The organism is Hydrogenophaga intermedia (genome assembly GCF_000723405.1).
Lineage (GTDB): Bacteria > Pseudomonadota > Gammaproteobacteria > Burkholderiales > Burkholderiaceae_C > Hydrogenophaga > Hydrogenophaga intermedia.
The window spans coordinates 1-25,082 of sequence record NZ_CCAE010000012.1 but is presented as its reverse complement, the minus strand read 5'-3'; the positions used below and the strand labels follow the sequence as shown (position 1 = coordinate 25,082).

General features: G+C 70.0%; 22 protein-coding genes. 5 read left to right on the top strand and 17 right to left on the bottom strand.

Features of this window, described 5'->3' with window-relative positions; translation table 11 throughout:
• The first annotated feature begins 1 nt into the window (after nt 1).
• Both BN948_RS09745 and BN948_RS09740 read left to right on the top strand, forming a co-directional pair.
• On the top strand, nt 2–2,071 hold the full coding sequence (locus BN948_RS09745) for a metallophosphoesterase (protein ID WP_009520386.1): 2,070 nt from the start codon (nt 2–4) through the stop codon (nt 2,069–2,071).
• A 422-nt stretch (nt 2,072–2,493) separates the two neighbouring features.
• Nucleotides 2,494–3,411: a LysR family transcriptional regulator gene (locus BN948_RS09740; RefSeq protein ID WP_009520463.1), complete on the top strand. Its 918-nt coding sequence runs from the start codon at nt 2,494–2,496 to the stop codon at nt 3,409–3,411.
• Between the two features lie 14 nt (nt 3,412–3,425).
• Here BN948_RS09740 and BN948_RS09735 read toward each other — a convergent pair whose 3' ends face one another.
• From BN948_RS09735 to BN948_RS09680, 12 genes are all read right to left on the bottom strand, one after another.
• Nucleotides 3,426–3,932: a DUF2306 domain-containing protein gene (locus BN948_RS09735; protein ID WP_009520465.1), complete on the bottom strand. Its 507-nt coding sequence runs from the start codon at nt 3,930–3,932 to the stop codon at nt 3,426–3,428.
• 93 nt (nt 3,933–4,025) lie between these two features.
• Nucleotides 4,026–4,841 carry a phosphonate ABC transporter, permease protein PhnE gene (phnE, locus tag BN948_RS09730; RefSeq protein WP_009520466.1) on the bottom strand — a complete coding sequence of 272 codons (816 nt, stop codon included), beginning with the start codon at nt 4,839–4,841 and terminating at the stop codon, nt 4,026–4,028.
• 17 nt (nt 4,842–4,858) lie between these two features.
• Complete coding sequence (phnD, locus tag BN948_RS09725) at nt 4,859–5,815, bottom strand: phosphonate ABC transporter substrate-binding protein (RefSeq protein WP_009520467.1); 957 nt, start codon at nt 5,813–5,815, stop codon at nt 4,859–4,861.
• A 47-nt stretch (nt 5,816–5,862) separates the two neighbouring features.
• Nucleotides 5,863–6,696 (bottom strand): phosphonate ABC transporter ATP-binding protein, encoded by an 834-nt coding sequence (gene phnC, locus BN948_RS09720; protein WP_009520469.1) that lies wholly within the window; start codon nt 6,694–6,696, stop codon nt 5,863–5,865.
• Between the two features lie 204 nt (nt 6,697–6,900).
• A complete protein-coding gene (locus tag BN948_RS09715; RefSeq protein ID WP_050980740.1) occupies nt 6,901–8,016 on the bottom strand; it encodes a porin in 1,116 nt (371 codons plus the stop codon).
• Nucleotides 8,017–8,062: 46 nt separating this feature from the next.
• Entirely contained in the window at nt 8,063–9,109 is a 1,047-nt protein-coding gene (locus BN948_RS09710; protein WP_009520471.1) for a phosphotriesterase family protein, read from the bottom strand.
• Entirely contained in the window at nt 9,106–10,428 is a 1,323-nt protein-coding gene (locus tag BN948_RS09705; RefSeq protein ID WP_009520472.1) for an aspartate aminotransferase family protein, read from the bottom strand. The genes BN948_RS09710 and BN948_RS09705 overlap by 4 nt, the downstream gene beginning before the upstream one ends.
• A 30-nt stretch (nt 10,429–10,458) precedes the next feature.
• Nucleotides 10,459–11,961, bottom strand: coding sequence for a M81 family metallopeptidase (locus BN948_RS09700; protein ID WP_009520474.1), 1,503 nt, complete (start codon nt 11,959–11,961; stop codon nt 10,459–10,461).
• A complete protein-coding gene (locus BN948_RS09695) occupies nt 11,958–13,607 on the bottom strand; it encodes an ABC transporter ATP-binding protein (RefSeq protein WP_009520475.1) in 1,650 nt (549 codons plus the stop codon). The genes BN948_RS09700 and BN948_RS09695 overlap by 4 nt, the downstream gene beginning before the upstream one ends.
• A 2-nt stretch (nt 13,608–13,609) precedes the next feature.
• Entirely contained in the window at nt 13,610–14,557 is a 948-nt protein-coding gene (locus tag BN948_RS09690; RefSeq protein ID WP_009520476.1) for an ABC transporter permease, read from the bottom strand.
• 19 nt (nt 14,558–14,576) lie between these two features.
• Complete coding sequence (locus tag BN948_RS09685; RefSeq protein ID WP_009520477.1) at nt 14,577–15,518, bottom strand: ABC transporter permease; 942 nt, start codon at nt 15,516–15,518, stop codon at nt 14,577–14,579.
• A gap of 5 nt (nt 15,519–15,523) precedes the next feature.
• Nucleotides 15,524–17,107 (bottom strand): ABC transporter substrate-binding protein, encoded by a 1,584-nt coding sequence (locus BN948_RS09680; RefSeq protein WP_009520478.1) that lies wholly within the window; start codon nt 17,105–17,107, stop codon nt 15,524–15,526.
• A gap of 247 nt (nt 17,108–17,354) precedes the next feature.
• Here BN948_RS09680 and BN948_RS09675 point away from each other — a divergent pair, with 247 nt between their 5' ends.
• The gene (locus BN948_RS09675; RefSeq protein ID WP_009520479.1) at nt 17,355–18,098 is read left to right on the top strand and encodes a TetR/AcrR family transcriptional regulator; all 744 of its coding nucleotides are present in this window, start codon (nt 17,355–17,357) and stop codon (nt 18,096–18,098) included.
• Here BN948_RS09675 and BN948_RS09670 read toward each other — a convergent pair.
• Nucleotides 18,087–20,096: an acetoacetate--CoA ligase gene (locus BN948_RS09670; protein ID WP_035621461.1), complete on the bottom strand. Its 2,010-nt coding sequence runs from the start codon at nt 20,094–20,096 to the stop codon at nt 18,087–18,089. The two genes, BN948_RS09675 and BN948_RS09670, sit on opposite strands and share 12 nt — an antisense overlap.
• A gap of 74 nt (nt 20,097–20,170) precedes the next feature.
• On the opposite strand from BN948_RS09670, the gene BN948_RS09665 reads away from it, so the two are divergent.
• Nucleotides 20,171–20,863 (top strand): Crp/Fnr family transcriptional regulator, encoded by a 693-nt coding sequence (locus BN948_RS09665; protein ID WP_009520481.1) that lies wholly within the window; start codon nt 20,171–20,173, stop codon nt 20,861–20,863.
• A 65-nt stretch (nt 20,864–20,928) separates the two neighbouring features.
• Nucleotides 20,929–21,645, top strand: a complete 717-nt coding sequence (locus tag BN948_RS09660; RefSeq protein ID WP_009520483.1) for an enoyl-CoA hydratase/isomerase family protein — start codon at nt 20,929–20,931, stop codon at nt 21,643–21,645.
• On the opposite strand, the gene BN948_RS09655 is transcribed toward BN948_RS09660, so the two are convergent.
• The 4 genes from BN948_RS09655 to BN948_RS09640 form a co-directional block, all read right to left on the bottom strand.
• Complete coding sequence (locus tag BN948_RS09655; RefSeq protein ID WP_009520484.1) at nt 21,614–22,027, bottom strand: DUF2894 domain-containing protein; 414 nt, start codon at nt 22,025–22,027, stop codon at nt 21,614–21,616. The genes BN948_RS09660 and BN948_RS09655 overlap by 32 nt on opposite strands.
• Entirely contained in the window at nt 22,020–22,685 is a 666-nt protein-coding gene (locus BN948_RS09650) for an OmpA family protein (protein ID WP_035621494.1), read from the bottom strand. The genes BN948_RS09655 and BN948_RS09650 overlap by 8 nt, the downstream gene beginning before the upstream one ends.
• Nucleotides 22,685–24,415, bottom strand: coding sequence for a hypothetical protein (locus BN948_RS09645; protein ID WP_009520486.1), 1,731 nt, complete (start codon nt 24,413–24,415; stop codon nt 22,685–22,687). Before BN948_RS09645 ends, BN948_RS09650 begins: the two co-directional genes overlap by 1 nt.
• 10 nt (nt 24,416–24,425) lie before the next feature.
• Nucleotides 24,426–25,082: DUF3348 family protein (locus BN948_RS09640; RefSeq protein ID WP_238327230.1), on the bottom strand; the 657-nt coding region annotated here is incomplete at its 5' end.

The following is a 25,082-nucleotide window of genomic DNA, read 5'->3' as shown; positions in this document are numbered from 1 at the left end:
CATGTCCCCCCGCCTGTTCCGATTCGCCGTCATCGCCGACAGCCACGTCAACCCGTCCGACGAAGACCAGATCTCGCCTTACGAGTCGCACCGGCTCACCAACACGCGCCTCGCGCACACGGTGGACGTGCTCAACGCCCTGGCACCAGACTTCACCGTGCACGTGGGCGACATGATCCACCCCGTGCCCGAGGCCGTGTCCTACCCCGACGCCGTGGCGCGCTTCAAGGCCGCGGTGGGCCGGCTCAACGCGCCCCTGCACCTGGTGCCCGGCAACCACGACGTGGGCGACAAGCACGCCGACTACGTGCCCGCTGGCGAGATCTGCGAGCCCTACGTGGAGCTGTACCAGCGCCACTTCGGCGAACACTTCTACGCCTTCGACCACGGCGATTGCCACTTCGTGGTGATCAACACCTCGCTCATCAACTCGGGCCTGGCCGCCGAGGCTCGGCAGGCGCGCTGGCTGGAAGACGACCTGCGGGCAAACGCGGGCCGGCGCACGCTGCTCTTCGTCCACTACCCACCCTTCATCGCCAGCGCCGACGAGCACGGCCACTACGACAACATCGACGAGCCCGGGCGCTCGTGGCTGCTGGGGCTGGTGGCGCAGCACCAGCTGGCGGCGGTGTTCACCGGCCACGTGCACAACTTCTTCTTCAACGCACACGCGGGCACGCCGATCTTCTCGCTGCCGTCCACCGCCTTCGTGCGCGGCGACTACTCGGAGCTGTTCGCGGTGGGCCAGCCGCCGGAACACGAGAACGGCCGCAACGACGTGTCCAAGCTCGGCGTGCTGGTGGTGGACGTGTACGAGGACCGCCTGGTGCCGCAGTTCATTCGCACGCACGACCGGCCCGAGGGCGCTGCGCCGAGCGTGCAGCGCGACTGGCCGCAACTGCCGCCGGCCGCCGACGCGCCGGGGCCCGGCCTCGGCCTGGACCTGCGCTACCACTGGGGCGAGCTGCACCAGATTCCCTACAGCAGCATGCTCGACGAGTTCCGCCGCAAGCAGGCGCGCAACGATTACCCCATTCTCGCGCTGTGGGAGATGGGCATCCGCCACTTGCGCGTGCCGCTGGACGACCTGATCGACCCGGCCTCGCGCGTGCGGATGGCGGCCCTGGCCGCGCTGGGCAGCCGCTTCACGGTGTTTCTGTTCGGCTGGCCCACGGATGAACAGATCACTCTGCTGCGCGAACACCGGCACCTGCTGCGCGCGCTGGAACTCATCGTGAAGTGGCCGCTGGCGCCGGACCTTGGCGATCGGCTCGACGCGCTGCGCACGCGCGTGGGCGTGCCGCTGCATGTCTCGCGGTTCTGGAGCGCGTCGGGTCAGTCGCGCGACGGCAAGCAGATCAAGCTGCTGGTGGACCATGGCTTTGCGGGCGCGGCCGATCCGGCGGCGCGCGAGTTGCTCGAGACCACGCGCGGGCGGGGTGTCGATGCCCTGGTGTTCCGCGTCGCCGCCGACACGCCGTTCGACGAGGGCATCGCCGACGCGGCCGAGTTCGCATCGCGCCACGGCGTGCGCGCGCAGGTGCACGTGCGCCTGGCGTCCGACAGCCCGGCCCAGGCGCGCCACGACGCGCAGGCCAATGGCGTGCGCGCGCTCGGCGCGGCCTTCGCCAGCCGCGGCTTCCCGCGGGTGGACGTGTTCCTGGACACGCTGAGCGACGTCGATCGGGGTTACTTCCCGCGCGCGGGCCTGGTGGACCGCCGCTTCAACCCCAAGCGCGAAGGCCAGGCCCTGCGCAACCTGCACGGCGCGCTGAGCGAGCTGCCGGCGCTCGACTCGCCCCGCTGGGTGCGCGACCCGCAGTTCCTGGTGGGCACGGCGCGCGTGGGCCAGTCGGTGCTGATGCTGGTGCTGCCGCTGGGTGGCGGTGCGCTGATGCAATTGCCCGACTGGCTGGACACGCAGGGCCTGCGCGTGAAGCGCTGGCTGGACCTGGCAAGCGGCGAGGAGCGGGCCTGGCCGGACGCGGACCCCGATTCCGCGAAGGTGCTGGAGGGGGCCTGCCTGATCGAGTTGATGACCAGCCGCGTGAAGGAACAGGTCGCCGTGTAAGCAGGACGTCGTTGTTTGATGTGGGCTTGTTGGCAGCGGGTGGGCGGGCCGAAGGCCCGGGGTACGGTGCGGCGGGCTTCACTGCGCTGCCCCTCGCTGCGCGAGGGGTTCGCTGCGGTGCTCGGGCGAGCGGCCCGGCGGCATAACTCGCTGCGCGCGCTTTGCGCGCTCCGCTCAAACAGATGCCGCCAATCAGTTCACGAGGCGCGCTGCGCGCGCGGGCCACTCACCCTGCGCTCCTCGCCAGCGCACAGGCGCCCGCCGCACCGTACCCCGGGCCCTCGGCCAGCGGAGCCGGCCTGCACGCGAGAAGGGAAGCCCGTTTTCTGAGCTGGCGCTCAGTGGTGTCACTGGTCCTGTGCCCGCCCCTGACACGCCAACCAAGCGGCGCGAAGAACAGGGCGCTCACACCATAATTCCCCATGCCCACCCTCCGCCAGCTCAAGGCCCTGGCCCTCATCGGCCAGACCGGCAGCTTCACGCGCGCCGCCGAGAAGCTCTTCATCACGCAATCGGCCGTCAGCTCGCTCATCCGCGAGCTGGAGGAAGAGGTCGGCATGCCGCTGGTGCAGCGCGGCCGGGTCATCAGCCTCACCGAGGCCGGCGAGCACCTGCAGCGCGCCGGCAACCGCGCCGACCTGGAGATCGAGCGCGCCGTGAAAGACCTGCGACACGGGAAAACCGCCGAGCGCATCGTGCTGCGTGTGGCGGCGGGTTCGCTCTCGTCGGCCGCGCTGCTGCCGCCAGCCATTGCCAGCCTGCAGGCCAGCGACCCGCAACTCAAGATCGCGCTCTTCGACCGCCCCGTCGGCATGCTGGGCGACATGCTGCTGCACGGCGAAGCCGACGTCGCGGTCGGCTCCATCGACTCACCGCTGCGCCTGTCGGGCGAGTTGCGCTCTACCCTGCTGTTCGAAGACCGCATCGCCGTGGTCTGCGCGCGCGGCAGCGCGCTGAGTGAACAGGCCGAGCAGGCGGGCGGCCTGGGCTGGGACGACCTGCACCACACCGAGCTGATCCTGGTGGGCCGCACCGGCGGCCAGTGGAACCTGCTGCTGCAGGACCAGCTCGCCGCGCACGAAGGCCTGGGCATCGGCCACGAGGTGCAACTGCTCTCCACCGCGCTGGCGCTGGTGCGCGCCAATCTGGGCGTGGCCGTGTTGCCGCTGTACGCCACGCGCCAACTGGAGGCTCAGAGCTTCTGCGTGGCGCCGCTGCTCAAGACCAGCGCCAGCTGGAGCACCTACTTCGTGACGCGCAACGGCCCCGTGGACGAGGCGAAGCTCGCACCCATCGAGCGCCTGCGCGAGGCGCTGGCGGCGCAGGCGCCGCCAGCCTGAAACGGGCAAGAGGCCTACGCGGCTTGCCCCGTCGGCACCGAGCGGCGCGCGCGCAGGCGCCACACCTGCACCGCCGCGCCGATCACGAACAGCAGGAACATCGCGCCCACGGTTTGCTGGAGCGCCGGGTCTTCCGGGCTGCTGAACAGCGGCGCGCCACGCGGAAAGCGCGTGAAGGTCTCGGTGGTGCCGGGGATCCAGTGGAAGAAGTAGGTGAGCGAGAAGCCCACCGTGGCCACGTAGGCTGAGAGGCGCCCCAGCAGCGCCGAGCGCTCGGCCCAGATGGCGACGCTCAGCACCACCAGCGTGAGGATGCCCAGCACGTGCGCGATGTTGAAGCCGCCGCGCTGGAAGATGCCGAAGCCGGTGAGGCAGGTGAGCGCCGTGGTCCAGATGAAGACGCGCCCCGCGCGGGAGCGCGAGGCGATGGCGCCGTCCGCGAAGAAGCAGAGGGCGCCCGCCACCAGGGCCACCAGGCCCAGCAGCGTGTGGATGAAACCCAGTGAGGTGAGTCCGAGCATGCTGATCTCCTTGTGGCCGATGACGGCGCCGCAGATCATGCGAGCGAACCCCGCTGCCCGCAACACCCGCGTGAGGCGGGTGTTGCGTTCGCCTCAAATGAAGCGGCTGCGCAGCCGCGCCGAGGCCAGGTCGATCAGCGACACCGTCACCACCAGAATCAGCAGCACCGCGCAGGTCTCGGCGTACTGGAAGCTGCGGATCACCTCGTACAGCACCACGCCGATGCCGCCCGCGCCGACCATGCCCACCACCGAGGCCGAGCGCACGTTCGATTCGAAGCGGTAGAGCGTGAAGCTCATCCACAGCGGCAGCACCTGGGGGATGACGCCATGCACCACCTCCACCAGCTTGTGCGCGCCGGTGGCGCGAATGCCCTCCACCGGGCGCGGGTCGATCGCCTCCACCGCTTCCGAGAACAGCTTGGCCAGCGTGCCCGTGGTGTGCACCGCCAGCGCCAGCACGCCGGCAAACGGCCCCAGCCCCACGGCCACGATGAACAGCATGGCGAACACCATCTCGTTGATGGCCCGGCAGGCGTCCATCAGGCGGCGCATGGGCTGGTGCACCCAGGGCGGCGCCACGTTGGACGCGCACAGCAGGCCGGCCGGCACCGCCGCCACCACGGCCAGCAGCGTGCCCCACACGGCGATGTGCAGCGTGACCAACATCTCGCGTGCGTAGATGCGCCAGTCGTGGAAGTTGGGCGGGAAAAAGTCGCGCGCGTAGGTGGCGATGTTGCCGGCGTTGTCCACCAGCGCCCAGGGCCGCATCTCCGCGCCCTGCCAAGACCAGCCGAGCAGCACCGCCACCGCGGCCCAGGCGGCCCAGGTGCCCCAGCCGGGGCGCTCGGTAGCGGCCCGCTGGCGCAACTGCGCGATCGAATCGGCGCTGGGGCCCAGGGACGCCATCGTGCTCACCGAGGCGCTCACGGTTGCAGTTGCGCCAGCTTGGCGTCGATCTCGGCCAGGGCCTTGGCCTTGGCGTTGGCGTCGAGCGCGGCGTCGTGCTCGACCTTGTTGCGGTCCTTGTACAGCTCCAGTTGGCGCGTGGGGATCAACTGGGCGTTGGTGGAGGCGCGGAAGCCGCCGTAGTTGTAGATGTTCTTCAGGATGGCCTTCTCCTGCTCATCCGTCTTCGCGTAGTTCACGACGAAGTTCGCGAGCTTGGTTTTCACCGCCGGGTCGAGGTCCTTGCGCCAGACGAAGGGGTCGCTGGCGATCAGCGGGCTTTCCCAGATCACGCGCAGTTGTGCGAGCAGCTCGGGCTTGTTGGCGCGCAGCTTCTCGATCTCTTCGGTGTTGTTGGTGGCCACGTCCACCTGTTTGGCCAGCACCGCCTGGATGTTGGCGCCGTGGCTGGCGTTGCGGATGGTCTTGAAGGCGGTGCGGTGGTCCACCTTGTTCTGTGCGAACACGTAGAAGCTGGGCACCAGGAAGCCGGAGGTGGAGTTCGGGTCGCCGATGCCGAAGTTGATGGACTTGGCGTTCTTGAAGACGTCGTTCAGGTTGTTGTACGGGCTGTCCTTGTGCGTGATCAGCAGCGCCTTGTAGCCGAAGCTGCCGTCCGCGAACATGACCTGCGCGAACACCTCGCCGTTGGCGCGGTCCACCGCCTCCATGGCCGACTTGTTGCCGAACCAGGCCACCTGGATCTTGTTGAAGCGCATGGCCTCGATCACGCCGGCGTAGTCGGGCGCGTAGAAGGACTTCACCGTCAGGCCGGTCTTCTTCTCCATGTCGCGGAAGAAGGGCTCCCAGCGCTCGCGCTGGGTCGAGGCCGTGTCGGTGGCGATGATGCCGAAGTTGATCTCCTGGGCCTGCAGCGTGGCGCTGGTGGCGATCAGGGTGGCGGCGACGGTGAAGAGGGCTTTTTGCTTGAACATGGTGTGTTGCAGGGCGAGGGGATCGGAGGGATTCGCGGCCGGCGCTCTCAAGCGACCAGTGCGAGCGGTGGCGCTTCGGCGGCCGGGGCCGCGAAGTCGTGGTCGTCGTGCAGCAGCTCTTCGGCGGCGGTGCCATAGAGCTGCTGCAGGAAGCTGGCGGTGAGCGCGGCGCTGGGGCCGTCGTAGACCAGTTCGCCGTCGCGCAGCGCCAGCACGCGGTGGCAGTAGCGGCGCGCCAGGCTCACCTGGTGCAGGCTGATCACGAGCGTGAGCCCGGCGTCGCGGTTGAGCGCGGCCAGCTGGTCCATCACGCGCAGGGTCGACTGCGGGTCCAGCGAGGCCACCGGCTCGTCCGCCAGCACCAACTCGGCGCCCTGCACCAGCACGCGGGCTATGGCCGCGCGCTGCTGTTGGCCGCCCGACAGCGTGGAGGCGCGCTGGAAGGCCTGAGGCGCCAGGCCGATGGTGTGCAGCGCGTCGAGCGCGCGGGCCCGCTGCTCCAGCGTGTAGCGGCCCAGCAGGCCACGCCACAGCGGCGCGTCGGCGGCCAGACCGGTGAGCACGTTGTTCATCACGCCCAGTCGGCCCACCAGGTTGAACTGCTGGAAGATGACGCCGATGCGCCGGCGCAGGGCGCGGATGTCGGCGCTGTTGCGGCCACCCACCTGCAGCGGCTGACCAAAGGCCTCGATGCGGCCGGTGCCGGCGTCGGTGGTCTCCAGCCCGCTCAGGCAGCGGATCAGCGTGGACTTGCCGGAGCCGGAGGCGCCGAGCAGGGCGACGCGCTCACCGGGGCGGATGTCGAAGGACACGTCGCGCAGGGCCGCGCGGGTGCCGTAGGTGCGGCGCAGGTTCTGCGCGCGGAGGACAGGGTGGTTCATCGGGCTCGATGGCGGGTACCGCGAGGTGCGCGGTGCCGGCCGTGACAAGGGAATGGCGCCAGTCTTTCGAGTCCGTGTGACGGATCCGTGACTGGCATGGCTTCACCGGGCCATCAAAGCCATTCAATTTTTTCGAGCGCAGTATTGAGAAAACCTATATTTCCTCCGGGATCGCCCCAGGCTCCGTCGCCTGGGGCCTACCGCTCAGAAGCGGTGGCGGATGCCCACGCGCAGCGCGGTCTGGTGGTCGTCGGAAGACACGCCGTTGGTGACCAGCACCGCGCGCGTGCCCGGGCCCGAGGCCTTGCGCAGGTTGGCGGTGGCGTACACGTCGGTGCGCTTGGAGAGGTAGTAGTCGGCCGTGAGCGTGGTGGTGGTCCAGTCCGAGTCCTGCAGCGAGGCGCGCTGCAGGCCCGCGCCCAGTACCAGGGCGCCGAGCTGGTGCGACACCGAGACGCCCAGGGTCTTCATCGCGTCCGAGTTGCCGTTGGCCGCCGTGAACTTGGCGTGCGTGGTGAGGGCGGCCAGCGTGGTGGGGCCGAAGGCGTAGGACGCGCCGAGGCCGGTGGTCTGGTACTCGGGCAGCACGAAGGCGGTGGCGGCCGTGGGCAGCGTGGTGCCCAGGAACTCAGAGACACCGAAACCGGTCCCCGGGCGCACCGTGTGGCCCTCGATGCTGGTGGTGGCGAAGCCCAGGTTGAGCGGGCCGCTGTTGTAGCTCGCACTCGCGCTCCAGGCGCCGCCCGGGCCGGTGGTGTTGGTGCCGCCTTCGGACAGCGCGCGCTGCAGCGCGAACTTGAAGCCCCCGAAGTCGGGGCTGGCGTAGGTGATCTGGTTGTTGAGCCAGGCGCCGGCCACGCGGTCGGCGTCGCCCGGCGTGAAGCCATAGATGCCGCTCAGGAAGCTGGGGTGGTAGCGCAGCAGCGTGCCCACCATCTGGTCGAACTGGCGGCCCATGGTGATCTGGCCCCAGCGCTGGCCGGCCAGGCCCACGTAGGCGGCACGGCCAAAGCCCAGGCCACCCTGGCGCAGCGTGCCGTCGTCGGTGGCCACGCCCATCTCCAGGTTGAAGAGGGCGGCGAGGCCGCCGCCAAGGTCCTCACGGCCGCGGAAGCCCAGGCGGCTGCCTTGCGAGATGCCGTCGTCCATGCGGGTGATGCCCTGGCCGCCGATGTCGCTCACGCGCGTAAGCCCGATGTCGAGCACGCCGTAAATGGACACGGAGGAGGTGGGGGCGGGCGCGGACTGCGCCTGTGCGGCGAGCGGGATCAATGAGCCCATGGCCAGACAGGCCAGGCCAACGACGTTCTTGGTGTTCACGTTGCTTCTCTCCATGGAGGTGTGGCGCGGGGGCGCCGGTTGGGGGTTACTGGAAGCTCAGCAGGCGGCGCGGCGTCTTCACCAGAAGGGTGTCCACGTCGTCCTGCGTGAAACCGCGCCGCAGCATGCGCGGCACGATGTTGGCGAAGATGTGCTGGTAGCCGTGGCCGCCGTAGCGGCCCAGGCGGGTGCGGGTGCAGATGTCGTGGCTGATCAGCACCTGGTCGCGGTGGCCGCGGTCCACCAGTTGCTTCACCATGCGCAGGCGCATGCCGTCGTTGGGCATGTCGATGTCGGCCGCGGGGTAGGCGGTCTGCTCCCAGCCGAACAGGTCGAACTCGATCAAGCAGCCGGTGTCGGCCAGGCGCAGCAGGCGCTCATCGTCGAAGATGGTGCGGTCGATGTGGCTGATGACCACGCGGTCCAGTGCCTGGCCGCGCGCGCGGATGAAGCCCACCACCTCCATCGGCTGGTCAGCGTCGCGGCCCGGGTGCACGTTGAGTGCCGCGCCGGTTTCCTGCATGGCGGTGATGGCGCCGTCCATGACGCGCTTCTCGGTGTCGGTCCAGGGTGCCTGGCAGCCGATCTCGCCGATGATGCCGGCGCGCACCTTCGTGCCCCAGGCGCCGACGGTGATCTGCTCGATCATCTCGCGTGCGAAGTCGTCGGCCGAGCGCGCGTGGTTGGCGGGGTGCTGATAGTCGTTGACGTAGTGGCCGCAGCCCATCACCAGGTGCACGCCCGTGGCCCTGGCCACCTCGACCAGGCGGTCGGGCTCGGGGTTGAGTCCGCCCACTGTCAGATCCACCAGCGCGCGGCCGCCCGCGGCCTTCATCTCCATGAGCTCGGCGATCGCGACCTCGGTTTCGTCGAGCCGGTAGTTGCGCATGAAGGGCTTCTGGCCGTAGGCGATGCCGAAGCAGTTGCAGAGATTGATTTCCTCTTCCTGCACCGGCGGCGGCGACAGGCGCAGTGGCGGTGGCGTGAGGTCGATGAACACGTGCTCGTGCATCAGCGTGGGGCCCAGCTCGGCCGGGTCCACCAGGCCCAGCACGGTCTGCACCTTGCCCTGGCGCTCGCTGCGCGCACTCATCGCGGCAGCCCCGGGCCGAAGCGGCGCAGGAAGGCCTCCACGGCCGCGTGAAAGCGCTCGATGTCGGCGTCGGTGATCGGCAGCGAGAGCACGATGAAGCCGCGTCGCGCGAGGTAGAAGCCCTGTTCGAGCATGTGGAAGAAGAACAGGTCTTTCACGATGCCCTCGGCGGTGGGGATGTCGTCCACGTTGCGGATCGCCACGCCCGTGCCATGCAGGTTCATGAGCGAGCCCAGGCCGGTGAACTGCAGCGCCAGGCCGTGCGCGCGACAGCTCGCGTTCAGGCGATCGCGCAGCGCGTCGCCGCGCGCGTTCAGCGCCTGAGCCACCTCGGGCGTGTAGATGCGGCTCAGGCCTGCGATGCCGGCCGACATGGTGAGCACGTTGTTGTTGAAGGTGCCCGCGTGTCCCAGGTGGCCCGGCGTGCGCGGATCGAACTGGGCCATCACGTCGGCGCGGCCACCGAAGGCGCCGAAGGACATGCCACCGCCGATGTACTTGCCCAGCGTGGTCAGGTCGGGCCGGATGCCCAGCACGGCCTGTCGGCCACCGGGCGCCAGGCGCGAGGTCATCACCTCGTCGAACACCAGCAGCGCGCCCGCCTCGCTGGCCAGGCGTCGCAGCGCGTGCAGGAAATCGGGCTGGCCGACGATGCAACCGCCCGCGCCCTGCATGGGCTCGACCACGATGGCGGCGAGATCGGCGGCGTGTTCCTTCACCAGCGCGGTGGTGCCCTCGATGTCGTTGTAGGTGCCGATCACGAAGGGAAATGGCACGTTGACGGGCGAGGGACCGCCCGCGAAAGTGAGCACGCCGCCGTGGTAGGCGCCCTTGAACACCAGCACCTTGCGCCGGCCGGTGAAGTGGCGCGCGGCGGTGATGGCGAGCAGGTTGGCCTCGGTGCCGGAGTTGGTGAAGCGCAGGCGCTCCAGTGAGGGGAAGCGTTGCGTCACCAGGCGCGCGAGTTCGGCCTCGAGCAGGTTATGGCCGGTGAGGTTGATGCCGCCGTCGAGCGCGGCGTCGATGGCGTCGCGGATCAGCGGGTGGCTGTGGCCGTACAGGCCGGCGGTGAACTCGCCGATGAAGTCGGTGTACCCGTGGCCGTCGGCGTCCCACAGGCGCGCGCCCTCGCCGCGCGCGATGGCGAGCGGAAAGGGCTCATAGAACAACACCGAGCGGGTGTTGCCGCCGGGCATGACCTCGGCGGCGGCCTGCAGGCGCGCACGGCTTTCGGGGTGGCGCGCTACGTAGGCCTCGCGCAGGCGGTCGAGTTCGGTGTCCAGGTTCATCGGGGAAACGGTCGCGGTGTCGGTGCTCATGTCGGAATACGTCGGGTGCGGGAATCGGGTTCAGGAAGGGAGTTCGTCGAGCGGCCACACGGGCCGCCGGAGGTTGCGGTAGGGCAGGCTGCGCAGGTCGCTGGCGTGGATGCCACCGGCCTCCACGAACACGATGCCGCGCGCGATGGGCTCGATGTCGGCGCGGAAGTGGTTGATGCCCTTGAGCGCGACCACCTGGAGGCGCTCGATGTCCACGCCGAGCACGCGGTACTGGCCGCGTTCCTCGGCCTGCACGCGGTGGCTGGCGACGACGATCTGAACCTCGCCGCACTGGAGCAGCGCGCTGGGGCCAATGGAGGCCTGGGTGCCGGTCTTGAACGGCCCGCTGCGCACGTAGCGGCCGTCGGAGACGGCCAGCACGCGCGCGCGCACGACCACGGGGCCGCCGCCGAAGCGCTCGTCGGTCTTGCCGCCGATGCGCAGGTCCGGTTCGGCGCCCACGCCGGCGTCGATGGCCTGGCGCGCGCTCTCGGGGTCGTGGATCAGACCCACCAGGGTGCCGGGCATCTGCGCGTCCAGCAGGGCTTGCAGCAGGCGCGTGGCGTCGCCGTATCCGCCGCCGCCGGGGCCGTCGGTGTAGTCGGCCAGGATCAATGGGCCAGGGCGATCGGCCGGTTCGCGGCAGCGCGCGATGGCCTCGTCGATGCTTTTCAGGTGCACCGTCTTCTGGTCGCGCCAGGAAAATGCGTCGTCGATGAGCTCGTCGGCGATGCGCTGGCACGGGCCTTCGTCGCCGTCGGCCACCACCAGCACCGAGGGCCCGGCCTCGTAGACGTCGCCCATGTAGTAGCCGGCGTTGAGGCTGATGTCGAGCGCCGCGGTCTCGCGGCGTTCCCAGTCGCGGGCGCGTGCCTGCAGCCGCGTCATGGGCGTGTCGCCCAGGGTGCGACCCAGGTCCATGCCGGCGATCATGGGCCGGCGCGCGACCAGCGTGCGCGGGCGGATCTCGCCGCGCAGCGCGCGCTGCACCAGGTCGCTGGCGCGTCGGCCGGTCTCGTGCTGGTCCACGTGCGGCGTGGTGCGGTAGCTCGTCAGGATATCGGCGTAGCGCACCATGGCGTCGGTGACGTTGGCGTGCAGGTCCAGCGTGGCGGCCACGGGCACGCCAGGTCCCACCCGCTGGCGGATGCGACACAGCAGATCGCCCTCGGGGTCGGGCAGGCCTTCGACAAACATGGCGCCGTGCAGCGAGAGCACCACGCCCGCGATGTCCGGCTGCTCGTCCAGGGTGCGCAGGATGGGCTCGGTCAACGCGTCGTATGCGGCGCGGCTCACCGGGCCCGCGGTGGACGCGCAGGCGCTCACCACGGGGACCAGCTCCCAGCCGTGCTCGCGCGCCGCTTCGATCACGCCGCCGATCTCGGTGCGCGTGCCCGCCAGTCGCGTGAGCATGTCCTCGCCGAAGAACAGCTCTTCGCGGCCGAACTCGGCCAGTGTGGTGATGAGCCGGCTGAAGGCGTGGCTCTCGTGGCTCAGACGCGCCAGCAGCACGCGCGGTTGGGTGGTCGTCATGCCGCGGCTCCGTGGAATTCGAAGCCGCGTCCCGGCACCGCGTCGAGCAGTGAGCGGGTGTAGGCGTGCAGCGGCTGCGTGAAGACCTCGTGCGCGGGCCCTTGCTCGACGATGCTGCCCTGGTGCATCACGATGATGCGGTCGCAGATCTGGTTGGCCACGCGCAGGTCGTGGGTGATGAACAGCAGACCGATGCGCAGGCGTTTCTGGATGTCGTCGAGCAGTTCCAGGATCTGGGCCTGCACCGACACGTCCAGCGCCGACACGGCTTCGTCGGCGATGAGCAGTTGCGGCTCGCAGGCCAGGGCGCGCGCGATGCAGATGCGCTGGCGCTGGCCACCCGAGAATTCGTGCGGGTAGCGGTTGAGCGCGTCGGGCCGCAGGCGCACCAGGCGCATCAGCTCCTCGGCGCGGGCCCAGGCCTGTGCGCGCGGCTGGCTGGCGTTCACCGCGCCTTCGATGATGGATTCGCCCACGGTCTGGCGCGGGTTGAGTGAGCGGTACGGGTCCTGGAACACCACCTGCACGCGCTGGCGGAACGCCTTGAGGCGCTGGCCACTGGCGTGTTCGATGGCCTCTCCCTGCGAGAGCACGCTGCCGCTGCTGGGGTCGATGAGGCGCGCGATGCAGCGCGCCACCGTGGACTTGCCGGAGCCCGATTCGCCCACGATGCCCACCGTCTCGCCGGGGCGCACGCGCAGCGAGACCTCGCGCGCGGCGTGCACGTCCTTGCGGGCGCCGAAGAAGCGGCGCGTGCTGTACGTCTTGCCCAGCGCGCGCACGTCGATCAGCGGCTCGGCCTCGGCCACGGGCGCGCGGTGCACCGGAGCCAGGCCTGGCACGGCCGACAGCAGGGTGCGCGTGTAGTCCTCGCGCGGCGACTGCAGCACCTGCAGCTTGTTCCCTTGCTCCACCATCTCGCCCAGACGCATCACCACCACGTGGTCGGCGATCTCGGCGACGACGCCGAAGTCGTGCGTGATGAACAGCACTGCGGTGCCGCTCTCGGTCTGCAACTCGCGAATGAGCTTGAGGATCTCGGCCTGCGTGGTGACGTCCAGCGCGGTGGTGGGTTCGTCGCAGATCAGCAGCGCCGGCTTGAGGATCAGCGCCATGGCGATCATCACGCGCTGGCGCTGGCCGCCCGAGAGTTGGTGCGGGTACGCATCGAAGATGCGGGTGGGGGAGGGCAGGCGCGTGCGTTCGAAGATGTCGAGGATGCGCTCGCGGCGCTCGGCGCGGCCGAGCGTGGTGTGCACCGCGAGCATCTCGTCGAGTTGCGCGCCGCAGCTCATCACCGGGTTGAGCGCGGTCATGGGCTCCTGGAAGACCATGGCCATGCGCTCGCCGCGCACGCGGCGCAGGCGATCGGCGGACATGGTGAGCACGTCCTCGCCGAGCAGGCGAACGTGGCCCTGCACGGGTTTCACCGAGGGCGGCAGCAGGCGCATCAGGGTCTGCGCGATGACCGACTTGCCCGAGCCGGACTCGCCAAGCAGGCAGGTGGTGCGACCGGCGAAGACCTCGAAGGAGATGCGTTCGACGGCGTGGGCGCGGTCGGCATTGGCGGGCAGGCGCACGGTGAGGTCCTGCACGCTGAGCACGGGCTGCACGCCCTGTACGTTGGGGGAGACGGGGTGGCTCATGCTCAGTCTCCCCGCCGGCGCAGCTTCGGATCGAGCGTGTCGCGCAGCCCGTCGCCCAGGATGTTCACGGCCAGCACCGTGAACGCGAGGAAGGCGCCCGGGAACAGCACGTGTTGCGGGTGCTCGTTGAAGTTGACCCGGCCCTCCGACATGATGTTGCCCCAGGTGGGGATCTCGGGCGACAGGCCGATGCCGAGGAAGGACAGGATGGCCTCGACCAGCATGGCCGAGCCGCAGACGTAGGTGGCGTGCACGATCAGCGGCGCCACTGCGTTGGGCAGCACGTGGCGCCACAGCACCTTCCAGGTGGGCGTGTTCAGCGCGATGGCGGCCTCGACATAAGGCTCCTCGCGCACCGAGAGCACGATGGATCGCAGCAGGCGCGCCACGCGCGGAATCTCCGGCAGTGTGATGGCCAGGACGATGGTCCACAGGCTGGCGCGGAACATCGACACCAGCGCGATGGCCAGCAGGATGTTGGGGATGGCCATGAAGCCGTCCATGAGGCGCATGAGCACGCCGTCGAGGCGGCGGAAGTAGCCCGCGAGCAGGCCGATGAGGCCACCGCCGAGCACGGCCAGCACCGCCACCGCGAAACCCACGAACAGCGAGATGCGCGCGCCGTAGGCCACGCGGCTCCAGGTGTCGCGGCCGAAGCCGTCGGCGCCCATCAGGAAGAAGTGGTCCACCGACGCGCCGGACAGGTCGGTGAAGGGCGCGTGCGTGCCGGGCGCGAGGTTGATGCTGGCGGGGTCGATGGCGGCGGGGTCCACCGTGCCCAGCCAGGGCGCGGCCACGGCCACGACGGCCAGCACGGTGAGCGCCGTGGCGCCCAGGCGCACGGCGCCGTTGGCGCGCACCAGGCGCCAGGTGGAGGGGCGCGCCGAAGGCGCGGGCGCGTCCGCCGCCGCGTCTGGCGGAAGTTGGCGGGAATCGAGGGTCATGGTCATGCGGGTCGCTCGCGGCGCCTCAGTAGCGGATGCGCGGATCGAGCAGCACGTAGCTCAGGTCGATCAGCAGGTTGATGAGGACGTAGACCACCGAGAACAGCAGGATCACGCCCTGGATGACGGGGAAGTCGCGCGAGAGCACGGCGTCGACCGTGAGTTGGCCCAGGCCGGGGATGGCGAACACGGTTTCGGTGACGACCACGCCGCCGATCAGCAGCGCGATGCCGATGCCGATGACGGTGACGATGGGCACGGCCGCATTGGCCAGCGCGTGGCGCATCAGCACCGCGCGCTCGGCCAGGCCCTTGGCGCGCGCGGTGCGCACGTGGTCTTCGGTCAGCGCCTCGGACACGGCCGCGCGCGTGACGCGCGCGATGAGCGCGGTGTAGACCAGCGAGAGCGTGAGCGCGGGCAGCACGAGTTGCGACAGCCAGGGCCCCACGCCGTTGGACAGGCGCGAGTAACCCTGCACCGGCAACCAGCCCAGGTGCAGCGAGAAGACCCAGATGAGTGCGTAGCCGATGACGAACACCGGCACCGAGAAGCCCAGCACCGAGAACCCCATGAGCGCGCGGTCGAGCCAGCCGCCATGGCGCGCGGCCGCGATCACGCCCAGCGGCACGGCGATCAGCACGGCCAGCACGATGGTGAAGGCCGCGAGCGAGAGCGTGGGCTCCAGGCGCTGCGCGATCAGTTCGGTCACGCCGGTCTTGAAGTAGTAGGACTCGCCCAGGTTGCCGCGCAGCAGCTCGCCGACCCAGTGCAGGAATTGCGCGGGCAGCGGGCCTTCGAGGCCCAGGCTCTGGCGCACGCGCGCGATGTCGGCCTCGGTGCCCATGTCGCCCACGATGAGCGCCGCGGGGTCGCCGGGCGCCAGGCGCAGGATGAGGAAGACGAAGACCGCGACGAAGAGGAGGACCGGCAGCGTGGACAGCAGCCGGCGCAGGATGAAGGCTGCCATGGCGTTCAGGGCTTGCTGATGTTCCAGTACACGTTGGTCGAGCCCACGAGCACGCCCTGCACCGCGCCTTGGCGGAAGGCCACGGGGCGCAGCAGCTCACCCATGGGCGCGAAGGCGCCGATCTCGTAGGCACGGACCTGGATGTCCTCGGCCAGTTGCTTGCGATGGGCCTCGTCGCCGGCGCGCGCGAAAGCGGCGCGCAGGTCTTCCAGGCGCTGGTCGCTGGCCCAGCCGAACCAGCCGGATTCGCCATTGGCCGACAGCGGCGCGTAGTTGATGGGGTTGAGCGCGTCCTCCGAGCCCCAGTAGGTGACGAACGCGTTCCAGCCGCCTTGATCGGCCGGCTCCTTCTTGGCGCGGCGCGCCACGACCGAGCCCCAGTCCATGGACTTCATGTCCACGGTGAAGCCGCCCTGGCGCAGCAGTTGCGCCACCACCGGCGGCAGCTTGGCCAGGGAGCTGTTGTCGGTGGCGTGCAGCAGTACCACGGGCTGGCCCTTGTAGCCGGCCTGCTTGAGCAGCTCGCGCGCCTTGGCGAAGTCCGGCTTGGCGGTCATGCCCAGGCTCTTGTTGGACGCCAGGGGCGAACCGCAGGGGTAGACCGACATGCAGGTCTTGTAGAGCTCGGGGATGCCGACCTGGGTGCGCAGCAGCGCGTCCTGGTTCATGGACAGCATCGCGGCCTGGCGCACGCGCGCGTCGTTGAAGGGTGGCACCAGGTGGTTGAAGCGCAGCAGGTACTGGCCGCCCGCGGCCGCGGTGACAGTGATCTTCGGGTTCGCCTTGAGCGCCTTGTAGTGCTCGAAGGGCACCGACTCGAGCATGTCCACCTCGCCGTTGACGAGGGCGTTGACCTGGGTCTGCGCGTCCTTGAGCACGACCCATTCCACGCGGTCCACCTTCACCAGCTTGGCGCCCGTGGTGCCGGACGGCGCCTCCTTGCGCGGGACGTACTTCTCGTTCTTCAGATAGACCGCGCGCTCGCCGGGGCGGAATTCGTCGGCCTTGAAGACGTAGGGGCCGGAGCCGATGTGCTCGGCAATCTGCTGGTCGGCCGGCGTCTCGGCCAAGCGCCTGGGCAGGATGAAGGGCACCAGCGACGAGGGCTTGCCCAGCGATTCGAGCACCGCGCCGTAGGGCTCATTGAAGTTCAGGCGGAAGCTGTTGGCCGACACGGCCTCGGCCTTCGCGAGGGCGCCATACATGCGCTGACCCATGGGGTCGCGCTTGGCCCAGCGCGCGAGCGAGGCCAGCACGTCCTCGGCCGTCACGGCCTGGCCGTCGTGGAAGGCCAGGCCAGGGCGCAGCTTGAACGTCCAGGTCTTGCCGTCGGCGCTGACGGTGTGCGACTCGACCATCTGCGGCTGGATGCGGCCCTGCGCGTCGGTGCCGAAGAGCGTGTCGTAAATCATGTAGCCGTGGTTGCGCGTGACCACGGCGGTGGTCCAGGTGGGGTCCAGCACCTTCAGGTCGGACGAGGGCACGAGCCGCAAGGTGCTGCTGGCGGACTGCGCCGCGGCGGGCGCGGTGGCCAGGACGAGGGCGGCGCCAAGGGCGCAGGCGAGCGTGAAACGACGCGTGGTGGGCATGGGAACTCCTGGGGTAGCGCCGTTCAACGGCGGCATCGACAACCATCTGGTGCACTGTCCGGGTGCGTGATCCGGAGCGCGGGCCAGGCCTGAACGGTGTCAAGCAATCAATATGCCACGTTGAACAATTATTTTATTGTTCACGCGACAATTGAATTATTGTCCTTGGAACTGGAGGTCGATGACAGGGGAAACCCTGGGTGTACGATCGCCCGGCCCATCAGCCATCGCCTTTCGCGCACGACACATGCCACCTGCCGCTCCCGCCAAGGCGCCCCGCAAGACCGCGGGGCGGCCAGTGAACAGCACCATCACGCACGAGCGCATCGTTTCCGTGGCCCTGGAGCAGATCGACCGCGTCGGCATTCACGCCTTCAGCCTGCGCGACGTCGCTCGCTCGCTGGACGTCTATCCCAGCACCATCTACTGGCACGCGGCGTCCAAGGACGCGCTGCTGGCCGACGTGTCGAGCCTGGTGATGGCGGGCGTGGTGCCGCCGCGAGGCGAGGGCGACTGGCGCGACTGGATGCGCAAGCTGTTCAACCGCTACCGCAAGTCGATTCGAAAGCACCCCAACGTGGCGCAGCTCATCGGCGCGCAGCTCGCCTCGAACGCGAGCCTGAGCATCGCGCTCATCGAAGGCGTGATCGACGCGTTGCTGGAGGCCGGCGCCACGGAGACGAACCTGCGCGAGGCCTACAACTGCGTCATCTCGGCCATGATGGGTTTCATGACCATGGAGCTGGCCCCCCTGCCCACCGACGACCCCGAAGGCTGGGCCGCCGCGCTGGAGGCGCGCGTGCGATCAGTGGACCCGCTGGCGCACCCCACGCTGGTGCGCCACCTGCCGCTGCTGGCCAACAAGGCCTTCATCCTGCGCTGGCAGAACGGCAGCGAGGTGCCGCTCAACAGCAGCTTCGACGCCCACGTGGAGATCTTCCTGGCCGGCCTGGAGGCCTTCCTCCAGCGGCCGGTGGGCTCAGGCGCCTGAGGGCAGGGCGCTGGCGAGCCGGGCCGCGTAGGCCACGAAGAAGCCGAGGCTGGCCGGGTTTTGCATCGCGTCGGGGCTGGCCACCTTCTCGGCGGCCGTGCCCAGCAGCAGCTTGCGCACCGGCACTTCCATTTTCTTGCCGCTCAGCGTGCGCGGGATGTCGTCGACCTGCACCACCTCGTTGGGCACGTGGCGCGACGAGGCCTTGCTGCGGATCTGTTCGGTGATGCGCTGGCGCAGCGCGTCGTCGAGCGTGAGGCCGGGCTGCAGCACCACGAACAGTGGCATGAAGGACGGGCGACCAAGGTACTCCAGGTCCACCACCAGGCTGTCGCGCACCTCGGGCAGCTCCTCCACCACGCGGTAGATCTCGGCCGTGCCCATGCGGATGCCGAAGCGGTTGATGGTGCTGTCCGAGCGGCCGTAGATGACCGAGGTGTGGCGCGGCGTGAAGCGGATCCAGTCGCCGTGCCGCCAGACGCCAGGGAAGGTCTCGAAGTAGCTCTCACGGTAGCGGCGCCCGCCCTCGTCGTTCCAGAAGCGCACGGGCATGGAGGGCATGGGCTGGGTGATCACCAGCTCGCCCACTTCGTCGACCACGGGCTGGCCGGCGTCGTTGAAGGCGAAGGCCGCCACGCCCAGCTCGGCGCACTGGATCTCGCCCGCGTGCACGGGCAGCGTGGGCGCGCAGGCCACGAAGCCCGAGGCGATGTCGGTGCCGCCGCTGATGGAGGCCAGCCACAGGTCCGGCTTGATCGCTTCGTAGGCCCAGTGGTAGGCGTCCACCGGCAGCGGCGAGCCGGTGACGTTGATGGCGCGCAACTGCGTGAGCGCGCCGATGTCGCGCGGGCGCAGGCCGTCCTTTTTGGCCGCGATGAGGTAGGCCGCGCCGCAGCCGAGGTGGCTCACGCGCTGCTCGTCGATGAAGCGCCACAGCGCGCCCGTGTCGGGCCAGTTGGGGTTGCCGTCGTAGAGCACGATGCTGGCGCCCGTGAACAGCGCGCCGAGCTGGAAATTCCAGACGATCCACCCGGTGCTGCCGAGGAAGAGCAGTCGGTCGCCGGGGCGCAGGTCGTGCTGCAGCGCGCAGGTCTTGAGGTGCGTGAGCACGACGCCGCCGTGGCTGTGCACCATGGCTTTGTGCAGGCCGGTGGTGCCGGAGGAATAGACGATCCACAGCGGGTGGTCGAACGGCACGCGCTCGTAACGCGGCGCGGCGGGCGTGGCGATGGCGTCGGCCCAGTCGAGGCGGTTGCGCCAGGCGGGCGTGCTGCGGCTCCCTTGCATCGGCCCGGGCACCTGCACCACGTGGCGCACGCTGGGCAGCGCGGCCAGCAGCTCGTCCACCTGCGGTGCACGGTCGTGCTGTTTGCCGTTGTAGCTGTAGCTGTCGGTGGCGAAGAGCAGTCGGGGTTCGATCTGGCGCAGGCGGTCGAGCACCACGGTGGGGCCCATGTCGGGCGCGCAGCTGGACCAGATGGCACCGATGCTCGCGCAGGCGAGGAAGGCGATTACCGTCTCGGGTCGGTTGGGCATGTAGCTGGCCACGCGGTCGCCGGGGCCGATGCCCCGTGCGCGCAGGAAGGCGGCCAGCGCCGCGGTGTCGCGCTCCAGTTCGGCCCAGGACAGCTCGCGCGGCGGCGCGTCCTCGCTGCGCGCGATCAGCGCGGGGCGCTCGGTGCTGGCCTGGCGGAAGATGTTCTCCGCGTAGTTCAGCCGGGTGTTCGGAAACCACTGCGCACCGGGCATCTCGCGCTGGCCCAGCACCGGCGTGAGCGGGCCCTCGCCCAGCACGTCGAAGTAGGTCCAGATCGATGACCAGAAGCGGTCGATGTCCTCGATCGACCAGCGCCACAGCTCGTGGTAGCTGGTGGTGTGGATGCCGTGCTCGCGGGCCAGCCAGGCCTGGTAGTCGGCCATGCGGCTGGCGGCGGCCTGCTCGGCCGAAGGCGTCCACAGGAGTTGGCCGTAGCCATCGGAAGAAGCGTCTGCTTGCATGGGCGTGAGGGAAAGTGGTGCGGAAGCGGTGCGCACGATTCTGGGCAGCCCTGGGTATGCTCACAGTTCGCACGATGACAATTGCACCAAAACCGCCCACGCTCGACGGGCTGCTCGCGCAGTCGCCTTGGTTCCACGCCTTGCCACCGGCCGTGCAGGCCGATGTGCGCGCGGGCCTGGTCGAGCAGGCGGTGCCCCTGGGCGAATCGCTCGGCCGCCGCGGCGAGTTGCCGGGCCACTGGTACGGCGTCATCGACGGACTCTTCAAGTGGTCGGTTTCGTCGGCGGACGGACGCACCGTGTCGCTCGGCGGGCAGCTCGGCGGCAGCTGGTTCGGCGAAGGCACGCTCATCCGCCAAAAGCCCCGCAACGCGGACGTGATCGCCCTGCGCGACAGCCGCGTGGCGCTGATGCCGCGGGACATGTTCCAGGTGCTGCGCGAGACGCAGCCCGCCTTCAATGAATTTCTGCTGCGCCAGATCAACGAGCGCCTGCACTGGTTCATGGACAAGCACGTGGACCACAGCCTGCTCGACACCGACGCCCAGGTGGCGCGCGCGCTGTGCGGCCTTCTGCATCCATTGCACAACCCCAGCGAATCGCCGCAGTTGCGCCTGTCGCAGGAAGAACTGGCCAGCATGGCCTCGCTGTCGCGCCCGCGCTGCAACCAGGCGCTGAGCCGGATGCGCGCGCGGGGCTGGATCCGCACCGGCTACGGTGGCATCACGCTGCTGGACGTGGACGCGCTGCTCGGCATGGGCAGTTGAGCGACACACGCCAGGCCAGTGCCGAACCCCCTGTCCATGCTTCACCCCTTTGGAGCCCCAGCCGCATGAACGAACCGACGCTTCTGGTGGATGTGCAGGACGGCGTCATGGCGCTCACGCTCAATCGCCCCGACAAGCTCAACGCCATCGACAACGGTCTCGCGCGCGCGCTGTTGGCGGCGATCGCGCGGGCCGAATCCGACGACGCGGTGCGCGTGCTGCTGCTGCGCGGCACGGGCCGGGCGTTCTGCGCCGGGCGCGACCTGGGCGCACCGCCGACGGAAGACGACCTCACACTGGTGCAGGCCGTGGCGCAGGCCTTGGTGTCCCTGCCCAAGCCCGTGGTGGCTGCCGTGCACGGTTGGGCGGTGGGTGCCGGCCTGGAGTGGATGCTCGATGCGGACGTGGTGATCGCCGCCGACAGTGCCCGGTTCAAGCTGCCCGAAGCGTCCCTGGGTGTGTTCGTCACCGGCGGCCTCACGGCCACGCTGCCCGCTGCCGTGGGGCTGGCGCGCGCCAAGGGCCTGATGCTGCTGGGCGAGCCGTTCCATGCCACGCAGGCCCAGGCCTGGGGGCTGGTGTGGCAGGTGGTGGCCGACGACGCGCTTGAGGCCTCGGCGAATCAGGTGTGCGCGCGCCTCGCGCAACTGGAACCCGCGGTGGCGGGGCGCTTCAAGAAGGTGCTCAACGACGTGGGCCTGGCCCACTTCCAACGGGCGATCGAAGCGGAGAACGCGGCGCAGCGCGGCCTCACGCCTTCGAGCGCGCCTTCCGTGCCTTGACGGTGGGTGAGGGTTTGAGCAGGGCGCTCGCCTCGTCCAGCCACAGCAACGCGTCGGCGTGCGCCATGAAGCGGCGCAGGTACTCGGGCGAGAGCTCGCTCAGCAGGCCCAGGGTGCGCAGCACCAGGCGGTGCGGGTTGAGCGGGCCAGGGTTCTCGGGGCCGCGTTGCAGGGCCTGATGCACTTCGTCCTCGGCGTGCAGGCGCTCCCAGGTGTCGCGGAAGGCCTGCGCGCTGCGCAGTTCGGTGCGCGCGGCCTGGGGTTGCCCGGTGACGTCGGCGATGTGCCGGTTGAGCTGCGCCAGGACGCTGGCCTGGGTGGTGGGGACCCCGCGCCGGGCTGCGCCGTGGTGGGGCCGAGGGGCATCGTCGGACTCAGTCACGCGTGGCCTTCCCGGCCTCGCGGCCGGCCTTGGGCACGGGAGCCATCTCCACGCGGCGGTTGAGGGCGCGCCCCTTCTCGTCGGCGTTGGAGGCCACGGGTTGTTCGGCGCCAAAGGCCGCGCTGAACACGCGTTGACGTGGCATGCCCTCTTCGATGAGGGCGCGCGTGACGGTGAGCGCGCGCTGGGCCGACAGCTCCAGGTTGTCGGCGAAGCGCTGGTTGCCGGCCTGCACCGGGCGGTCGTCGGTGAAGCCGCTCACCATGAGCATCTCGTCGCGTTCGCCCAGGTACACCTGCAGTGGCGGCACCAGGCTGCGCAGGATCAGCCGGCCCTCGGGCCGCAGTTCGTCGGAGTTGAGCGCGAATAGCACGCTGCCGCTGATGCCGATGCGGCCGTTGTCCAGCGTCACGCGGCCGTTCTGCAGGGGAATGGCCAAGGCCTTTTCCAGGGCCATGCGGCGCTGCTCCTCCTGCTCGCGCTTGCGCACCTCGGCCTGCAAGCTGTTCACCAGGTCCATCTGCACCACCAGCACGCCCACCAGGATGAGCACGAAAGCGCCCACCAGGCCGGACATCAGGTCGCCGAACACAGCCCACACCGGGGCGGCGTTCCCGTCGCCGCCGTCATCGCCGGGGCGTTCGTCCAGGCCGGCCATCATGCGGGTTGCCTCCCCTCGGGCAGGGCGCGCAGGCGGCGCAGGTCTTCCACGATGCCTTGCTGTGAGCTGATGCTGAGATCGATCACCTCGCGCGCCTGTGCCACGTAGTAGGCGAGCTGTTCGTCGCTGCGCGCGATGGACTGCGTGACGGCGTTCTCTACGGCGCGCAGGCTTTCGATGAGTTGCTGGTTCGTGCTGCTGACCAGTTGCACGCCATGGCCGAAGGCCTCGCCCAGGCTGGCCAGCTCGATCGCACTGGCATTGACCCGCGCGGCCACGCTTTCCACGCGCCCGGCGTGCGCGCCCACGGTGTCGGCGAATTGGCGGCCCACCTGGTCGAGCACCGCGCCGGCCGAGGCGACGAGCGATTCGATGGCCGCCGCCTGCTCGCCCGTGCCCTGCTGCACACGCTGCAGCAGCGAGTCGATGTGCTGTAGCAGCGCGCCGCGTTCCTGCAACGCCTGCTGGTCGCGCTCGGCCAGCTGGACCATCTCTTCGCGCCGTTGCGCGACCAGCTCGGCCGCAGCCCGGGGCGCTTCGCCGGCCGTGTGGATCAGTCGCGCCATCGGCGCTTCGAAGGCCGTGCCCAGCTCGGCGAGTTGGCGGGTGTGCTGCTCACTCAGCCTGCTCTGCTGCTCGCTCATCGCGCTTTGCAGCTCGGCCAGGTGTTCGCGGTGTTCAGCTTGCGATCGGGTCAGGGTCTCCTGCACGTTCTGCATGAGCGCGCCGCCGCGCTGCTCGAAGCCGCTGCCGACGGCCTGCATCAGCGACTGCAGCGAGGCGTCCACGCGTTCGTGGTGGCGCGTGGTCTGCTCGACGATGGCGTCCATGGCCTGCGCCACCGCGCTCTGCAGGTTCTGCGCGGCGCTGCGGGCGCTGGCGTCCAGGCTGTCCTTGAGGGATTGCTCGACCGAGCGGGCAAGCCCCTGGTAGGCCTCGCGCGAGCTGTCGAGAAAGCGCGTCTGGCGTTCGAGCAGTTGCTCGTCGAGCTGCTGGCCGCGGCGCTCGACCTGCTCCACCAGCGCCTGCAGTTGCGTGACCACGGCGGGCAGGGCATTGGCCTGTTGCTGCAGGGCCTCGACGGTGGCCTGGCGCTGGTGCGTGAGCGAGAAGGGCCGAAACGCGTCGGCCACGCGCGCGTCGAGCTGGCGCGACACCTCGGCGCGCTCGCGTCGGGCGATGGCCGACATCAGGCCCAGCATGGCCGAGGTGGCCACGCCCACCACCGAGGTGCCGAAGGCCAGGCCCAGGCCCTTGATGGGTGCGGCCAAGGCCGTGCGGATGGCCTGCAGGTCGGCCGAGCCTTCGAGCGTGAAGACCACGCCCTTGAAGGTGAGCACCATGCCGAGAAAGGTCCCGAGCATGCCCAGCATCACCAGCAAGCCGATGAGGTAGGGCGTGAGCGCCAGGCCGGGCAGGGCGCCGCGCTCGCTTTCGATGCGCTGGCGCACGCCGTGGCGCAAGCCGGCGGGCACGCGGGCCAGCCAGTCGGCGAGTGCGGCCTCGGGCGCGGGTGTTTGCTGCAGCGCCGTGGCGAGCCCGGCGGTGTCGTGGCGGTAGCGTTGGATCTCCAGCGCACCCAACAGGAACACGCCGCCGATGAGCGCGGTCATGGTGAGTGCCAGGGCGCTGGTGCCGATGAAGCCGGCACCGACCCAGACGACAGAGAGCAGGCCGAGGACGAAAGCGGCGGCGAAGAACGTTCGGTTCAGGAAGGGTCGGTTCATGGGTGTCTGTTCAGGGCGAGGCGTTGGCCTGGGCGAGGGCTTCGATGAGCCCCGTCACGGGCTGCAGGCGCAAGTCGAGCTCGGCCACCAGGGCCTGCTGCAGTTCCTGTTCGAAGGGCTCGGGCCAATCGTCGGGTCGGGTCTGGCGCAGTTGCTCGAAACGCGCCTTGAGGAAAGCCGGTACGCCGGACAGCAGCCGTTGTTCTCGCCCGCCGAGCAGGCGCTCCAGCGTGGCGTCCAGCGCGGCGAGCCGCGCCAGCCGCGGCGAGGCGGCGGCGAGCGTCTGGCGCACGTGGGCGCGAAGGGGCTCGATGGCAGTTTCCATGCGGCGCTGCTGATCGAGGCAGCGCTGATGGTGAGGGGCGAAGGCGCTGTCCTGCGGCTCGACCGGCAGCGCGGGCGGCGCCGCGATGCCTTGCCGCAGGGTGGCGCGCAGGCGGTGCAGCGCGGCCAGCAGATCGGCGGCGCGGGGCTGGGTGGCGGCGCGGCGCGGGGCCTGGGCAGGCAGGGCAGGAGGCAGGGGCTGGTGCGCCGCGTGCAAGGCGATGGCGTCGTGCACGTTCAACCACTGGCCCAGGCGCTCGGCGAGGTCCTGGCGCGGGGCGTCGGGCTGGCTCCTATACACCTCTGACGCTGCCGGCGATCCACCCTGTGGAGATCCCGGTGG

Coding starts and splice junctions, on each gene's coding strand:
- BN948_RS09645 (WP_009520486.1), bottom strand. CDS start 24,415: ATGAACCGACCCTTCCTGAACCGAACGTTCTTCGCCGCCGCTTTCGTC.
- BN948_RS09670 (WP_035621461.1), bottom strand. CDS start 20,096: ATGCAAGCAGACGCTTCTTCCGATGGCTACGGCCAACTCCTGTGGACG.
- BN948_RS09700 (WP_009520474.1), bottom strand. CDS start 11,961: ATGACGACCACCCAACCGCGCGTGCTGCTGGCGCGTCTGAGCCACGAG.
- BN948_RS09740 (WP_009520463.1), top strand. CDS start 2,494: ATGCCCACCCTCCGCCAGCTCAAGGCCCTGGCCCTCATCGGCCAGACC.
- BN948_RS09710 (WP_009520471.1), bottom strand. CDS start 9,109: ATGAGTGCGCGCAGCGAGCGCCAGGGCAAGGTGCAGACCGTGCTGGGC.
- BN948_RS09735 (WP_009520465.1), bottom strand. CDS start 3,932: ATGCTCGGACTCACCTCACTGGGTTTCATCCACACGCTGCTGGGCCTG.
- BN948_RS09675 (WP_009520479.1), top strand. CDS start 17,355: ATGCCACCTGCCGCTCCCGCCAAGGCGCCCCGCAAGACCGCGGGGCGG.
- BN948_RS09745 (WP_009520386.1), top strand. CDS start 2: ATGTCCCCCCGCCTGTTCCGATTCGCCGTCATCGCCGACAGCCACGTC.
- phnE (WP_009520466.1), bottom strand. CDS start 4,841: ATGGCGTCCCTGGGCCCCAGCGCCGATTCGATCGCGCAGTTGCGCCAG.
- BN948_RS09695 (WP_009520475.1), bottom strand. CDS start 13,607: ATGAGCCACCCCGTCTCCCCCAACGTACAGGGCGTGCAGCCCGTGCTC.
- BN948_RS09660 (WP_009520483.1), top strand. CDS start 20,929: ATGAACGAACCGACGCTTCTGGTGGATGTGCAGGACGGCGTCATGGCG.
- phnD (WP_009520467.1), bottom strand. CDS start 5,815: ATGTTCAAGCAAAAAGCCCTCTTCACCGTCGCCGCCACCCTGATCGCC.
- phnC (WP_009520469.1), bottom strand. CDS start 6,696: ATGAACCACCCTGTCCTCCGCGCGCAGAACCTGCGCCGCACCTACGGC.
- BN948_RS09680 (WP_009520478.1), bottom strand. CDS start 17,107: ATGCCCACCACGCGTCGTTTCACGCTCGCCTGCGCCCTTGGCGCCGCC.
- BN948_RS09705 (WP_009520472.1), bottom strand. CDS start 10,428: ATGAGCACCGACACCGCGACCGTTTCCCCGATGAACCTGGACACCGAA.
- BN948_RS09690 (WP_009520476.1), bottom strand. CDS start 14,557: ATGACCATGACCCTCGATTCCCGCCAACTTCCGCCAGACGCGGCGGCG.
- BN948_RS09650 (WP_035621494.1), bottom strand. CDS start 22,685: ATGGCCGGCCTGGACGAACGCCCCGGCGATGACGGCGGCGACGGGAAC.
- BN948_RS09685 (WP_009520477.1), bottom strand. CDS start 15,518: ATGGCAGCCTTCATCCTGCGCCGGCTGCTGTCCACGCTGCCGGTCCTC.
- BN948_RS09665 (WP_009520481.1), top strand. CDS start 20,171: ATGACAATTGCACCAAAACCGCCCACGCTCGACGGGCTGCTCGCGCAG.